This window comes from Actinomadura scrupuli (assembly GCF_050971785.1).
Classification (GTDB): domain Bacteria; phylum Actinomycetota; class Actinomycetes; order Streptosporangiales; family Streptosporangiaceae; genus Actinomadura_E; species Actinomadura_E scrupuli.
Genome location: NZ_JBPCCU010000002.1, coordinates 1388032 through 1402890 on the forward strand (window position 1 = coordinate 1388032; position 14859 = coordinate 1402890).

At 71.5% G+C, this 14859-nt stretch carries 9 protein-coding genes; 1 reads left to right on the top strand and 8 read right to left on the bottom strand.

Going from position 1 to position 14859, the window contains the following annotated elements:
* Position 1: 1 nt before the first annotated feature.
* The 4 genes from ACRYCC_RS14110 to ACRYCC_RS14125 all read right to left on the bottom strand — a co-directional run bounded on the left by ACRYCC_RS14110 (position 2) and on the right by ACRYCC_RS14125 (position 6306).
* Positions 2–766, bottom strand: a complete 765-nt coding sequence (locus tag ACRYCC_RS14110; protein WP_433812023.1) for a glycosyltransferase family 2 protein — start codon at positions 764–766, stop codon at positions 2–4.
* A 249-nt stretch (positions 767–1015) separates the two neighbouring features.
* Entirely contained in the window at positions 1016–2446 is a 1431-nt protein-coding gene (locus tag ACRYCC_RS14115; RefSeq protein ID WP_433812025.1) for a maltokinase N-terminal cap-like domain-containing protein, read from the bottom strand.
* A gap of 6 nt (positions 2447–2452) precedes the next feature.
* Positions 2453–4180, bottom strand: a complete 1728-nt coding sequence (treS, locus tag ACRYCC_RS14120) for a maltose alpha-D-glucosyltransferase (RefSeq protein WP_433812188.1) — start codon at positions 4178–4180, stop codon at positions 2453–2455.
* A gap of 92 nt (positions 4181–4272) precedes the next feature.
* Complete coding sequence (locus ACRYCC_RS14125) at positions 4273–6306, bottom strand: alpha-1,4-glucan--maltose-1-phosphate maltosyltransferase (RefSeq protein ID WP_433812027.1); 2034 nt, start codon at positions 6304–6306, stop codon at positions 4273–4275.
* Positions 6307–6668: 362 nt separating this feature from the next.
* Here ACRYCC_RS14125 and glgP point away from each other — a divergent pair, with 362 nt between their 5' ends.
* Positions 6669–9305, top strand: a complete 2637-nt coding sequence (gene glgP / locus ACRYCC_RS14130; RefSeq protein ID WP_433812029.1) for an alpha-glucan family phosphorylase — start codon at positions 6669–6671, stop codon at positions 9303–9305.
* Between the two features lie 45 nt (positions 9306–9350).
* Here glgP and ACRYCC_RS14135 read toward each other — a convergent pair whose 3' ends face one another.
* From ACRYCC_RS14135 to ACRYCC_RS14150, 4 genes are read right to left on the bottom strand one after another with little or no spacing between them, the layout of a single operon-like run.
* On the bottom strand, positions 9351–10409 hold the full coding sequence (locus tag ACRYCC_RS14135) for a hypothetical protein (RefSeq protein WP_433812031.1): 1059 nt from the start codon (positions 10407–10409) through the stop codon (positions 9351–9353).
* A gap of 1 nt (position 10410) precedes the next feature.
* Positions 10411–10914 (bottom strand): SigE family RNA polymerase sigma factor, encoded by a 504-nt coding sequence (locus ACRYCC_RS14140; protein WP_433812033.1) that lies wholly within the window; start codon positions 10912–10914, stop codon positions 10411–10413.
* A 33-nt stretch (positions 10915–10947) separates the two neighbouring features.
* The gene (locus ACRYCC_RS14145) at positions 10948–11766 is read right to left on the bottom strand and encodes an SWIM zinc finger family protein (RefSeq protein ID WP_433812035.1); all 819 of its coding nucleotides are present in this window, start codon (positions 11764–11766) and stop codon (positions 10948–10950) included.
* Positions 11766–14855: a DEAD/DEAH box helicase gene (locus ACRYCC_RS14150; protein ID WP_433812037.1), complete on the bottom strand. Its 3090-nt coding sequence runs from the start codon at positions 14853–14855 to the stop codon at positions 11766–11768. Before ACRYCC_RS14150 ends, ACRYCC_RS14145 begins: the two co-directional genes overlap by 1 nt.
* Positions 14856–14859: the final 4 nt, after the last annotated feature.

Consider the following 14859-nt stretch of genomic DNA (forward strand, 5'->3'; position numbering starts at 1 on the left):
TTCACCTGCTCTGGGCCCCGTCCTGGACCGCGTGGGCGAACGCGGCCGCCCGCCAGCTCGGCGAGACCGGCTCCAGCGGCTGGGTCAGCTCGGTGGTGTCGGTCAGCTTGCCCTGGAAACGCAGGCTCAGCATGGTCCGCAGCACCCGCCAGCCGTCGCGGAAGGTGTTGAGGTTGGACTCCCCGTGCCGGCGGTTGCTCTCGTGGCTGGCCACCTCGGCCATCTTGAGGCCGGCGCGGATGGCGTTGACGCACATCTCGGTCTCGATCTCGAACCCCGTGGACTTGAGCTCGAGCCGGTCGACCGCCGAGCGCCGCATCGCGACGTAGCCGTAGCACAGGTCACTCCAGTTGGTGCGGTAGAGCGAGTTGGCCAGGCCGGTGAGGGCCTTGTTGCCGACGCTGCGCAGCCCGGTCAGGTCGTCGGAGCCGCCCCCGCAGGCATACCGAGAACCCTTGACGAAATCGAACCCGCGGCAGATCAGTGCGAGGAAGGCGTCGAACTCCGCCGGGTCCATGCTGCCGTCCGCGTCCAGCATGATCAGAACGTCGGAGGTCGCGGCCGCCATCCCCACCCGCATCGCGGTGCCCTTGCCGGTGGGCGGCTCCACGATGATCACAGCGTCCTGGCGCAGCAGCCGGGCGATCTCGACCGTGCCGTCGGTGGACTCGCCATCGACGATCACGACCTCGTCCACCGCGGTCAGCCGGGGCAAGAGCCATCGCAGATTGTCGGCTTCGTTCAGCGTGGGGATCACGGCGGTCACCGTGGGCCACTGTGTACGGCGCCGGGACGCATCGAACCGGTGCCTGTTCAGGGCCGGAGCGTAACGAGCGGCGCCGGCGGCGATCGTGAGGGGTTCAGGCGTGTTCATGTGGAGCCCCCGGGGAGGTTGGTGTCTGACCTCTTTGATGCCAGTCGCCCACATGATGTTTGGAGGAATCTTCGGGGGACTCCCAAAAGTGACGCAGACCTAACTACGTCACCGGTACGGCTCCGCCCGGTAAGGGGATCATTACCGTCCGCGCGATCGGGCATGGGCGGCGAAACCGGACAACGGGATGTGCAGCCACGACGGCCGGTTGCGGGCCTCGTAGAGCACCTCGTAGACGGCCTTGTCGAACTCGAACGCGCGGAGCAGCACCTCGTGGGCGTGCGGGTCGGGCCCGCCCGCCTGGGCGTATCCACGGCAGAACGCCGCGCGGTTGCGGTCCGCCCATTCGCGGGCCCGGGCCTGCAGCCGCTCGGCGGAGTCGGGGACGGAGCCGGGCTGGTGCTGGCCGGAGAGCAGGCTGTGCTGGCCGGAGAGCAGGAACTGCGCCGCGTACTCGAAGGACCGCAACATGCCGGCGACGTCGCGCAGCGGGTGGCCCGGCGCCCGCCGCTCGGCCAGCGAGCGGGCCGGTTCGCCTTCGAAGTCCAGCACCACCCAGCGATGCTCGGTGCGCATGACCTGGCCCAGGTGGTAGTCACCGTGGATCCGCTGGACCGGCAGGGGCCCGTCGAGCTTGGCCAGGTCGTCGTAGGCGGCCGCGATCAGGTCGCTGTAGGGCGCCAGCTCGGGCACCGCCTCCCGGGCCTCCACCAGCCGGTCGTGCATCACCCGGGCGGTCGCCCGCACCTCGTCGGCGGGCAGCCGGGTGACGTCGAAGGCCACCGCCAGGTCGCGGTGCACCGCCGCGGTCGCCGCGCCGAGCCGCTCGGCCTCCGCCGCGAAGTCGCCCCCGGCCTCCTCCGCGCGGATCCCGGGCCGGTCGGCGGCGTGCGCGTACAGGTCGCGCACGCTGGTGGTCGCCAGCCGCCAGCCGTCCGTGGCCGAGGACAGGAACTGCGACAGCATGCCGAGGGTCGTCTGCTCGCCCTCCAGCGTCGTGTCGATCCAGCCGTACAGCTCCGGGATGGCGCCGCAGCCGACCTCGGAGAGCCCGAGGTTCATCTCCAGGTCGGGGTTGACCCCGGGTGTCAGGCGCCGGAACAGCTTGCAGATGTAGGTCTCGCCGAAGATGAGCGAGGTGTTGCTCTGCTCGGCGGGGCTGGCCAGGCTGGCCAGTGCCGTCTCGATCCGCGTGCCGGGGACCGTGTGGAACGACAGATCCCCCACCCGGGCGTCGCCGGCCAGCTTGGCCAGCAGCACCCGGGTGAGCTCCGGATCATGTACGGCGTCGTATACGCGCGGATCGTGGAACCCGCCCGCCTCCGGGCAGATCTCGGCGTACTCCAGCCGCCCCGGCAGCAGGCCGCGCGCCCCCACCAGCACCTGGTAGTGGTCCAGCAGGTCGCCCTGGCGGACGCCCAGGATCAGATGGTGGAGGCCGGGATCCCCCGGCACCAGCTCGGTGCCGGAGAGGATCTCGACGTGGGCTGCCCCCCTGCCCTTCCCGGCGAACCAACGTTGCCTGGGGAGCCAGGTGGCGAGGGACTGTTCGAGGCCGGCGGGCAGTCGCACTGACTTCTACACCTCCAGTGGGGGCGGTCCTTGGGATTCCGTCTCCGGCTCGGTGGTGGCGGGCGGGAGCAGGAACCAGTAGAACCCATGCCCAGGAAGCGTCAGAAGATACGGAAGTTCCCCAATGGGCGGAAATTGGACTCCACCCATGCACTCGACCGGCTCTGAGCCCTCGAACCTCCGCAGGTCGAGTTCGACCGGCTGGGGGAAGCGGGACAGGTTGTTGACGCAGAGCACGCGGTCGTCGCCGTACTCCCGCACGAAGGCCAGCACGCTGGGGTTGGAGGCCGAGAGCTCGACGTAGGAGCCCAGCCCGAAGACGGGGTGCCGCTTGCGGATCTCGATCATCTTGCGGTTCCAGTGCAGCAGCGAGCCCTGGTTGCGCTGCTGGGCCTCGACGTTGACGGCCTGGTAGCCGTAGATCGGGTCCATGATCACCGGCAGGTAGAGTCGGCCCGGGTCGCAGCTGGAGAAGCCCGCGTTGCGGTCCGGGGTCCACTGCATGGGGGTCCGGACGCCGTCGCGGTCACCGAGCCAGATGTTGTCGCCCATGCCGATCTCGTCGCCGTAGTACAGGACGGGCGAGCCGGGCAGCGACAGCAGCAGCGCGGTGAACAGCTCCATCTGGTTGCGGTCGTTCTCCAGCAGTGGGGCCAGCCGGCGGCGGATGCCGACGTTGGCCTTCATCCGCGGGTCCCTGGCGTACTCGGTGTACATGTAGTCGCGCTCTTCGTCGGTCACCATCTCGAGCGTGAGCTCGTCGTGGTTGCGCAGGAAGATGCCCCACTGGCAGTTCTCCGGGATCTTCGGAGTCTGCGACATGATCTCCGAGATCGGGTAGCGCTGTTCCCGCCGTACCGCCATGAAGATGCGCGGCATCACCGGGAAGTGGAACGCCATGTGGCACTCGTCGCCGCCGACCGAGGGGTCCCCGAAGTACTCCACGACGTCGGCCGGCCACTGGTTGGCCTCGGCCAGCAGCACCCGGTCCGGGTAGAGCCGGTCCACCTCAGCGCGGACCCGCTTGAGGTAGTCGTGGGTCTCCGGCAGGTTCTCGCAGTTGGTGCCCTCCCTGGCGTACAGGTAGGGCACCGCGTCCAGCCGGAAGCCGTCGATGCCGAGGTCCAGCCAGAACCGCAGCACCTCGAGCATGGCGTCCTGGACGGCCGGGTTGTCGTAGTTGAGGTCCGGCTGGTGCGAGAAGAAGCGGTGCCAGTAGTACTGCCCGCGCACCGGGTCGTAGGTCCAGTTGGAGGTCTCGGTGTCGACGAAGATGATCCGGGCGTCGGGGTACGGCTCGTCGGTGTCGGACCACATGTAGAAGTCGCCGAACGGCCCCTCCGGGTCGGACCGGGACGCCTGGAACCACGGGTGCTGGTCGCTGGTGTGGTTGATGACCAGGTCCGCGATCACCCGGATGCCGCGCTTGTGCGCCTCGTCGATCAGCTCCACGAAGTCACCGAGATCGCCGAACTCCGGCAGGATCTGGGTGTAGTCGCTGATGTCGTAGCCGCCGTCGCGCAGCGGCGACTCGTAGATCGGCAGCAGCCAGAGGCAGTCGATGCCGAGCCACTGCAGGTAGTCCAGGCGCTGGATCAGCCCGCGGATGTCACCGGTGCCGTCGTCGCTGGAGTCGGCGAAGCCCCGGATGAGCACCTCGTAGAAGACCGCCCGCTTGTACCAGTGGGGGTCGCGCGGGGTCTCGTCGCTGAAGGAGTCGACCGGCGCGCCGATCGCGTGGTCGAAGGGACCGTCGAAGTCCTCTGATGTGCCGCCGGGTGGCTGAGGCCGAGGCCGGGGATTCGGCGGGGCGGGCTGGGAAACTGTCAACTCTCGCTGCTCCTGAGCGGGGAGGTGGGACCGGGACGATCCAGCGTGAAAATATGGGCGGGCCGTGCATGCGGATCAAGGCGCACGTAGTTCGCCTGACCCCACTGGTACGACTCGCCGGAGAGTTCGTCGGTCACGGCGAACTCGGGGTGGTGCGGATCGACGCCCAGCGCGGGCAGATCGAGATGGACGGTCGCCTCCCGCACTTGGTACGGGTTGAGATTGACCACGATCAGCACCGTGTCCGCGGGTGCGTCACCGCCCGGATCCACCCGTTTGGAGAAGCAGATCATGTCGGGCTGGTCCACGTGATGAAACCGCAGGTTACGTAGCTTACCCAGAGCCGGGTGAGCTCGTCGCAGCATGTTGAGCCTGGTGATGAGGGGTGCGATGCTCCGGCCCTCCCGCTCGGCCTTCTCCCAGTCGCGCGGGCGGTACTGGTACTTCTCCGAGTCGCGGTACTCCTCGCTGCCGGGCCGGACCGGAATGTTCTCGATCAGCTCGTAGCCCGAGTAGACCCCCCAGGTCGGGGAGAGCATCGCGGCCAGGACGGCGCGGATCTCGAAGGCCGGCCGGCCGCCGTGCACGAGGTACTCGTTGAGGATGTCGGGCGTGTTGACGAAGAAGTTCGGCCGCATGTACTTCGCCGCGTCGCCGGACAGCTCCCGGAGGTAGTCCTCGAGCTCGTCCTTGCTGTTGCGCCAGGTGAAGTAGGTGTACGACTGGTGGAAGCCGATCTTGCCGAGGGTGTGCATCATCGCCGGCCGGGTGAACGCCTCGGCCAGGAAGAGCACGTCGGGGTCGGTCCGGGCGATCTCGGCGAGCAGCCGCTCCCAGAAGGCCACCGGCTTCGTGTGCGGGTTGTCCACCCGGAAGATCCGCACCCCGTGGTCCATCCAGTGCCGCACGACCCGCAGCACCTCCTGGTAGATGCCCTCGGGATCCCGGTCGAAGTTGATCGGGTAGATGTCCTGGTACTTCTTCGGCGGGTTCTCCGCGTAGGCGATCGTGCCGTCCGCGCGGACGCTGAACCACTCGGGATGCTCGGTGACCCAGGGGTGGTCGGGGGAGCACTGCAGCGCGAGGTCCAGCGCGATCTCCAGGCCGAGGTCCCGGGCGTAGGACACGAAGGCGTCGAAGTCCTCGATCGTGCCGAGGTCGGGGTGGACGGCGTCGTGGCCGCCGTCGCGGGAACCGATCGCCCACGGCACCCCCGGATCGTCCGGGCCCGCGTTGAGGGTGTTGTTCGGGCCCTTGCGGAACGTCGTGCCGATCGGGTGGATGGGCGGGAGGTACAGGACGTCGAAGCCCATGTCGGCGACGGCGGGGAGCCGCTTCATCGCGGTCCGGAACGTGCCCGACTGCGGGGGCCGCCGGGCGGTCGGGTCGTAGGAGGCGCCCTCCGACCGGGGGAAGAACTCGTACCACGAGCCGTACAGGGCGCGCTCGCGATGGACCATGACGGGGAGCCACTCGGTCGTGGTCACCAGGTCGCGCAGCGGATGGCGGAGCAGCGCCGCCGTGATCTCGGGTGCCCCCGCGGCGGCGAGCCGGTCGGCGGCCGGACGGGCCTTGATGATCAAGTCGCGCGACAATCGCGACAATCTGGACCGTTCCTTGCCGGTGGCGCCCTTGGCCGCGCGGGCGAAGAGCAGGGACCCCTCCTTGAACATCAGGTCCACGTCCTGGCCGCGCGGGATCTTGATCTCCGCGTCGTGCCGCCAGTGCGCGATGGGGTCGCCCCAGGCCTCGACCCGGTAGTGCCACAGGCCGGGCTCGCCGACGGTCACCTCCGCGCCGAGCCGGTCGGTGCCGGGAACGCGCTCGCTCATGTGCACCAGCGGCCTGGGCGCGCCGGAGGGATCTCGCAGCACCACTCCGGCGCCGAGCATCTCGTGGCCCTCACGGAACACCGTCGCGGAGACCTCGAAGGTCTCGCCGGCGCTCGCCTTGGCGGGCCAGAGCGCACCGACCCCGTTGGAGCACGGGACCTGCGGTTCCACGTCAAGGATGGGTATGCGTCCGATCATCGGCGGCAACGCTACAGACGCGGTCTCGGCGGCGGAGTGAACTTTGCCCAAATAATGATCAACCGCCTCTTCGGTCAGGTCGCGCGGATCCGACTGCATCGTTCACCCCAGGCTTGCTCGCCGGGTCCAGATCAGGACCCCCTCTGAACCTCACCAATCCTGCGTCATTGAAACGAGTGGAATGTCCGCTCTCCGAGACCAGAGGAGGTGCGCGGGACGCGTGACCAGTGATCACGATGGAACGCGCCAGGAAGAAAAGACCCTCACCACCGGTCTTGATCGTTAGTTTTCGCTATCCGGAGACAATCAGGTGCCCCGGAACGGTCGCGAGCATGGTCCGGAAGCGCCTAGCGTTACTGGGCGTGAAGGCCATCCGACGATTCACCGTCCGCACCGTCCTGCCCGCGCCCCTCCAGGGGCTCGAAGAGCTCGTGCTCAACCTGCGCTGGTCCTGGCACAGTGAGACGCTGGAGCTGTTCCGCTCGGTGGATCCCGAGCTCTGGGAAGCCGTGCGGCAGGACCCGGTCCGGCTGCTCGGCGAGGTGCCGGCCGACCGGCTCGCCGTGCTGGCGGCCGACAAGCGGTTCCTGCGCCGGCTCGACGACGCGGTCGAGGACCTCCGCGACTACATGACCGCGCCGCGCTGGTATCAGAGCCTGGAGGGGCCGCCCCCCGCGGCGATCGCCTACTTCTCGCCGGAGTACGGCATCGCCGCCGCGCTCCCGCAGTACTCCGGGGGACTGGGCATCCTGGCCGGCGACCACCTCAAGACCGCCAGCGATATGGGCGTCCCCATCGTCGGAGTCGGGCTGCTCTACCGCCATGGCTACTTCTCCCAGTCGCTGTCCCCGGACGGCTGGCAGCTCGAGCGTTACCCCTCGATCGACCCCAACGGGCTGCCGCTGACGCTGCTCAAGGACGCCGGCGGCGCCGCCGTGCGCGTCACCATCGGGCTGCCGGAGGGCCGCGACCTGCACGCGCAGGTCTGGCTGGCCCGGGTCGGCCGGGTGCCGCTGCTGCTGCTCGACTCCGACGTGGAGGAGAACGACCCCGCGGCCAGGGACGTCACCGACCGGCTGTACGGCGGCGGCACCGACCACCGGCTGCTGCAGGAGATGCTGCTCGGCATCGGCGGGGTCCGCGCCATCCGGGCGTACTGCGAGATCACCGGGCACGCCGCCCCCGAGGTCTTCCACACCAACGAGGGCCATGCCGGTTTCCTCGGCCTGGAGCGCATCCGGGAGCTGGTCACCGAGCAGTCGCTCTCCTTCGACGAGGCCCTCGAATCCGTGCGGTCCGGCACGGTCTTCACCACGCACACCCCGGTGCCGGCCGGCATCGACCGGTTCCCCCGGGAGCTCGTGCAGAAGTACTTCGGCACCGCCCAGCCGGGCGAGGCGGGGCGTGGTCAGGGCGGCGAGGCGCAGGTGCCGGTCGAGCGCGTGCTGGCGCTCGGCGCGGAGACCTACGAGGAGGGCGACCCCACCGTCTTCAACATGGCCGTGATGGGCATGCGGCTCGCCCAGCGGGTCAACGGCGTCAGCCGGCTGCACGGCGCGGTCAGCCGGGAGATGTTCGGCGGGCTGTGGGGCGGGTTCGACGTCGACGAGGTGCCGATCGGCTCCATCACCAACGGCGTGCACGCACCGACCTGGGTGGCCCCCGAGGTCATCGAGCTGGCCACCCGGGAGATCCCCTCGGTCCTCGAGGCCGGTCAGGACTGGGAGGGCGTCCAGCGCATCCCCGAGGCCGACATCTGGCGGGTGCGCCGGACACTGCGCGAGCGGCTCGTGCACGACGCCCGGCGCCGGGTGCGCGCGTCCTGGCGTCAGCGTGGCGCCTCCCCGGCCGAGCTGTCCTGGGTCGACGAGGTGCTCGACCCGGACGTGCTGACCATGGGGTTCGCCCGCCGGGTCCCCTCGTACAAGCGGCTCACCCTGATGATGCGCGACCCGGCGAGGCTGCGCGCGCTGCTGCTGGACCCCGACCGCCCGGTGCAGATCGTCATCGCCGGCAAGGCGCACCCCGCCGACGAGGGCGGCAAGCGGCTCATCCAGGAGATCGTCCGTTTCGCCGACGACGCCGGTGTGCGGCACCGCATCGTGTTCCTGCCGGACTACGACATGGCGCTCGGCCAGGCCCTGGTGCAGGGCTGCGACGTCTGGATGAACAACCCGCTGCGGCCCCTGGAGGCGTGCGGCACCTCCGGCATGAAGGCCGCGCTCAACGGCGGCCTCAACCTGTCCATCCGGGACGGCTGGTGGGACGAGTGGTTCGACGGCCAGAACGGCTGGGCGATCCCCACCGCTGACGGGGTCACGGACGCGGACCGCCGCGACGACCTGGAGGCCTCGGCGCTCTACGAGCTGATCGAGGATCACGTCTCGGTCATGTTCTACGACCGCGACGCCTCCGGGCTGCCCCGCCGCTGGCTGGAGATGGTCAAGCACACGCTGGTCTCGCTTGGCCCGCGGGTCCTGGCGGGCCGGATGCTGCACGACTACGTCACGCAGCTGTACGCGCCCGCCGCGACGGCGGCCCGCGGCATCTCCGCCGGGGGTTACCAGGGGGCCCGCGACCTGGCCGCCTGGAAGCTCCGGGTGGCCAAGGCCTGGCCGGGCGTCAGCGTCGACCACGTCGAGTCCAGCCTGGAGTCCGGGGACGACGACAGCCCGCACGTGGGCGCCCGGCTCACCATCCGGGCGCTGGTCGGGCTCGGCGAGCTCGAACCCCGTGACGTGACGGTCGAGGTGGTCTACGGCCGGGTCGACGAGACCGACTCGCTCGTCTCACCGGCCTACCTGGAGCTCACCGGAGACGAGGTCGCCGAGGACGGCCGGCTGCGCTACGTCGGCGAGATCCCGCTGGACCGCACCGGGGCGTTCGGCTACAGCGTCCGGGTCGTGCCGCACCACGAGCGGCTGGCCAACCGGGCCGAGCTCGGCCTGGTGGCCCTCCCGCCCGCTCCCGTCGGGATGCCCGAGGGCGACCTGCGATAGCCCCCGCCGCTCCCGCGGTCCCGGGCCGGGCGGAAGGGGCCGGGGTCAGGGGGTGGGCGTCGCGGCGGCGGGCGGACGCGGCCGTACGATCGCGAGCTTGCCGCAGCGGGCACGCTGGTCGACCAGGATCCGGGCGACGGCCCGGCCCGAGGGGTCGGCCGCCTGCTGGTCCCGGAGCTTGGACTTCAGGGCGGCCAGCCGGTCTCCCAGCGCGGTGCAGTCGTCCTTGACCGTCTGGAGCAGGGTGGCGAGCCGGTCCACCGTCGTGGCTTCGACCCAGGGCTTGCCGAGGTACTTGGCCTGCAGGTAGGGGCCGCCGACCAGGGTCGTGCCGGCCGGACCGGCGTCCTCGAAGACGAGGCCCTGCTGCTGGTCCATCAGCGGGGTCCCGGCCGGGTGCCCCGTGCCGTCGCCTCCGTCGCCCAGCGGAGCCGGCACCTGCTGGAGGAAGGCGACGAGCCGGGCGCCGGCCGGGATGGCGGCCTGGAACCTGGCCGCATCGGCGTCGCCCGACCCGACCCTGACGTAGACCCGTGGCCCCGGGGCCGAACCCTTGAGGGTCTTGTCCACGCGTACCTGCATCACCACGGACTTCAAGGCCTTCTCCGGGGCGGCTCCGGACGGGCGGGCGGGCATGGGGAGCCTGGCCTGTCCCGTCGTGAACCCCTCGACCGTGCCCGTCACCACGACGTCGGCGAAGGCCGCCATCGCCGACGGCGACGACACGCCTCCCAGGTCCACGGGCAGCGGCACGACCTGGCGCTTCTGCGCCGCCGCCCAGGAGAGCAGCTTGAGGCGCTCGGCGACCAGGCGGCGCTCGGCCGGGCCGGTCAGCACCGAGGCGTCGACATGGAGCGGCCTGGGCGAGGGGGACACCGAGGCCGCGACGGGCCTGGCGCGGCCGCCGTCGTCGCCCAGGCCGGGGAGGGTCAGCACGCCGACGCCGACCGCGACCGCGCACGCGGCGACCGCCCCGGCGGTGTAACGGCGCCGGCGGACCCTGCGGCCCCGCCGTTCGGCATTGCCGGTGAGGTCGCTCACCGGCGGTACCTCGGCACTGTTGTCTTCGAGCACGGCGCGCAGCTCCTCTTCGGTGAACGGCATGTCAGGTCCCCTGTCCTACGAGCACGACCGATCCTTTGAGGGCCGGATCGACGCGGAGCTTGGCGAGGGCCCGGCTGATCTGGCTGCGCACGGTCACCGGGGAGCACCCGAGGATGCCCGCGATCGTGGCGTGGTCCAGGTCGGCGAAGTAGCGCAGCACGACGGCCGCCCGTTCCCGCTTGCCCAGACGGTCCAGGGCCGTCCACAGCACGTCCCTGTCCTCGATGCCGTACGGGGTCTCGGCGGCGACCTCGGGCAGCCGGTCCGTGGGCGTCTCACCGTGCCAGCGCCGCCGCCACCAGGAGGCGTGGGTGTTGACCAGGATCCGGTAGACGTACGGATCCGGGTCGTCGCCGATGCGGCTCCACGCCAGCCACGCCTTGGTCAGGGCGGTCTGGACGAGATCCTCGGCCGTGGCCCAGTCCCGGCACAGCAGGTAGGCGGTCCGCAGGAGGCGTGATGACCGCCCCGCGGCGTACGTCCCGAACTCGGGCCGCTCCTGCATGAGCTCTCCTTGCCCTCGCTGTCTCGAGGACTACTACTCCTCAGGCCTCCTGGAGTGTTGCGCGAGTGCCTCGAATGCCGGGGCGAGGACGTCCGCCAGGTCTCGCCGGCGGACCTTGACGCCGGGCGGCTCGACCAGCCGGAGCAGCAGGCCGGGCGGCGCCGTCGGAGCCGGCGGCCGTTCCCGGAGCCGCGCCAGGCCGCTCGCCGGGGTCCAGAAATGCCCGGCCGTGAGCGGGACGTCCTCGACCGCGAGCGGATCCGGGGCCGCGATCGGCCGCCGGCGCAGGGCGGTCAGGAGCTGCTCCTTGGTGCGGCCGTGCCAGGCCAGGATGAGGAACGGATCGTCGTCGAACGCCTCCGCCAGCACGTAGAGGGCGGCGGCGGCGTGCTTGCAGGGATCGCCCCAGTCGGGGCAGCTGCACATCAGGTGCAGGTCGGCGGCCGATGCGGGGAAGAGCGGGACGCCGAACTCGCCGAACACCTCCTCGATCTCCGGCGGCATCTCCCCGGCCAGCAGCCGCGCCCGGAACACCGCCCGGGAGGCGAGCGCCGCCTCGAGGTCCGCCCAGCCGCTCTCGCCGATCGCGTCGAGGCCCAGGGTGACGCGGTACGGCTGGGCGCGCGAGCCCTGCACCTTGGCGGTCACCTCGAACGGCCGGACGCTCAGCTCCAGCACCTGCCCCTGCCTGGCGTACGCCCGGCCGCGCTGCAACCGGCCGGTGTCGGCGAAGGACTCCACCACGTCGATGAACCGCCGCGACCACCACTCGGCGCCGATCGAGCCGCGCTTGGTGCGGGCCTTGATCCCGCCCTCGACCCGGATGGGCTTGGCCGGCTCGAAGAACGGCATCAGTCGCTCACCGCCTCGGCGCCCAGCCGGAACACGTCGCGCAGCTCCGCCACCGACAGCTCGGTCAGCCAGCCTTCGCCGGTGCCGACGATCGACTCCGCCAGGGCCTTCTTGCGCTCGATCATCTCGTCGATCCGCTCCTCCATCGTGCCGACGCAGATGAACTTGCGGACCTGGACGTTCCTGGTCTGGCCGATCCGGAAGGCCCGGTCGGTGGCCTGGTCCTCGACGGCGGGGTTCCACCACCGGTCGACGTGGATGACATGGTTGGCGGCGGTCAGGGTGAGGCCCGTGCCCGCCGCCTTGAGCGACAGCAGGAAGATCGACGGCTCGGTGTCACGCTGGAAGTGCTGGACGAGCTCGTCGCGCCGTTTCTTCGGGGTGCCGCCGTGCAGCCAGAGCACCGGGCGGTCCAGCCGGCTCTCGAGATACGGCTGGAGCATCGAGCCGAACTCGGCGTACTGGGTGAACACCAGCGCCTTCTCGCCCTGGTCGAGGATCTCCGCGCAGATCTCCTCCAGGCGTTCGAGCTTGCCGGACCGCCCCGGCAGCCGCGAGCCGTCCTTGAGCAGGTGCGCGGGGTGGTTGCAGACCTGCTTGAGCTTGGCCATCGTGCCCAGCACCAGCCCGCGCCGCTCGGTGTCGTCCTTGCTCTCGGCGATCCGTGCCAGCATGTCGTCCACGGTGGCCTGGTAGAGCGAGGCCTGCTCGGGGGTCAGGTTGCAGAAGACCTTCATCTCCTGCTTCTCCGGCAGGTCGTCGATGATCGACTTGTCGGTCTTCAGCCGCCGCAGGATGAACGGCTGGGTGGCGCGCTTGAGCGCCGCGGCGGCCCGCTCGTCGCCCTGTGCCTCGATGGGGACCGCGTAGCGCTCCCGGAAGGACTGGCGCGGGCCGAGCAGCCCCGGATTGGCGAACTCCATGATCGACCACAGCTCGGTGAGGTGGTTCTCCACCGGGGTCCCGGTCAGCGCGAGCCTGCTCCGCGCCGGGATGGAGCGCACCGCCCTGGCCTGCCGGGTGCCGCTGTTCTTCAGTGCCTGGGCCTCGTCGCACAGCACCCGCGCCCATGGGATCCGCCGCAGCATCGCGGCGTCCCGCAGCGCGGTGCCGTACGTGGTCAGCACGAGATCGGCCCGCCCGGCGGCCTCGACCAGGTCGTCGTCGCGGTGCCGGCCCGTGCCGTGGTGGACGTAGACCCGCAGCTTCGGCGCGAACCGGGCGGTCTCCCGCTGCCAGTTGCCCACCAGGGACATCGGCAGGACGGCCAGTGTCGGGCCGGGATCGTCGCCGGCGGCCCGCTCGTGCACCATCAGTGCCAGCGCGGTGATCGTCTTGCCCAGGCCCATGTCGTCCGCGAGCAGGGCGCCGAGCCCGAGCCCGTCCATGAAGGTCAGCCAGGCCAGGCCGCGTTCCTGGTACGGCCGTAGCTCCGCCTCGATGCCCTCCGGGGTGGTCATGGCCTCCAGCCGGCGGTCGGCCTCGCCGGAGAGCAGGTCCCCGAGAGCGCCGTCGGCGTCGACGGCCAGCAGCGGGAGGGACTCGTCTCCGGCGTGCAGGGTGGCCCGCATCGCCTCGGCGGCGGACATCCGGCCGGTCCGCGGGTGCCGCATGAACTCCAGGGCGGCTGCGAGCTGCTCGTCGTCGAGCTCCACCCACTGCCCGCGCAGCCGTACCAGCGGGGCCTTGAGCCGGGCCAGCTCGGCCAGCTCCTCCTCGTCGATGGAGTCGCCGCCGATCGCCAGGTCCCAGCGGAACTCCACCAGGGAGTCCAGGCCGAACCCGGAGGAGACGGCCGCGCCCGGATCGGGCTCGTCCTCGGCGCGGGTGGTGAGTTTCAGGCCCAGGGCGGCCTTGCCCGCCCACTGCGGCAGCAGCACCCCGAAGCCCGCCGCGGCCAGCATGGGCGCCGCCTGGCGCAGGAACCGGAAGGCCCCCGCGGTGTCGAGCACGACCTCGTACGGCACGGCGGTGTCCAGTGCGGGCGCGAGGTCCGGGAACAACCGCAGCGCACGGCCCAGCCCGGTCAGCAGGGTCTCCTCCGCCCCGGCGACCGAGGCGGCCTCGCCCGCCCAGACCGAGGCGGCCGGGACCAGCAGGCTGAGATCCTCGGTGCCCTGCAGTGCGAACTCGACCCGCCAGGTCTCCTCCGGCGGCTCGCCCGCGGGCTCCTCGAACGGCTCCCCGGGAGGCGGCGGCTCGTGCGCCGGATCGGCGTCCGGGACGGCGCGCGGCTCGGTCAACCGGAAGCAGACGCGCAGCGGCCCGGACGGGCGCCGGGCGGCCCTGGCCCAGGCGTCGAGCTCCGCGGTCAGCGACTCGGGATCGTCGCCCGGCTCCCGGACGACCACCGGGTCGGGCCCGGTCAGCGCCGCCACCCAGCGCTCGGCCAGGGGGAGCCGGTCCGGCACCCGGCCCTTGCGCACCGGCAGCAGCGGATGCGGCACGACACCGCGCACGGCGGTGTCGGCCAGCCCGTCCAGCGCCTCCCGCAGCACCTGGCCCGCGGGCTGCCCGCCGTCGGCGGCCCGGCAGGCGGGCGGCATCGCCAGCGCGAGCGTGCGGAACCGCTTGGGGTCGTCCATCACCGGGCGCCAGCGGGCGATGAGATCGCCGTCCTCGCGCAGCAGCGCCGGCAGCACCTGCCCCCGCTCGACCAGGTCCAGGGCCTCCGCGCCGACCAGACCCAGGAAGCGCAGGTCGGTGCCCGGCACGACGTCGGCGGCCTCCTCGGCGGCCTGCAGCAGTGCCATCGCGGGGAACGGCTCCAGGGCCAGCGCGGGCACCAGCCACGGGCGCAGCTCCGGCTCGCCCTCGAACGGCTCCGAGCCCAGCTCCGGCGACGGCAGCGGACGGGCCGGGCCGCTGGGCGGCAGCATGGTCGGCAGCGACATGGTCAGCTCGATGCGCACCGCGTCGCGCACCAGCGGGCCGTAGGAGCACGCGCCGAAGTCGTTGGTGGCGTACGGATGGGGAGGGACACCGCCGGCGCGCCGGGGCCGGGCCGCCGTCGCGGCGCCGGGCGGGCCGGAGCGCTCGGCCCACAGGCACAGCGCGCCACCGTGCCAGGTGGCGTGCGCGACGAGCATGGTG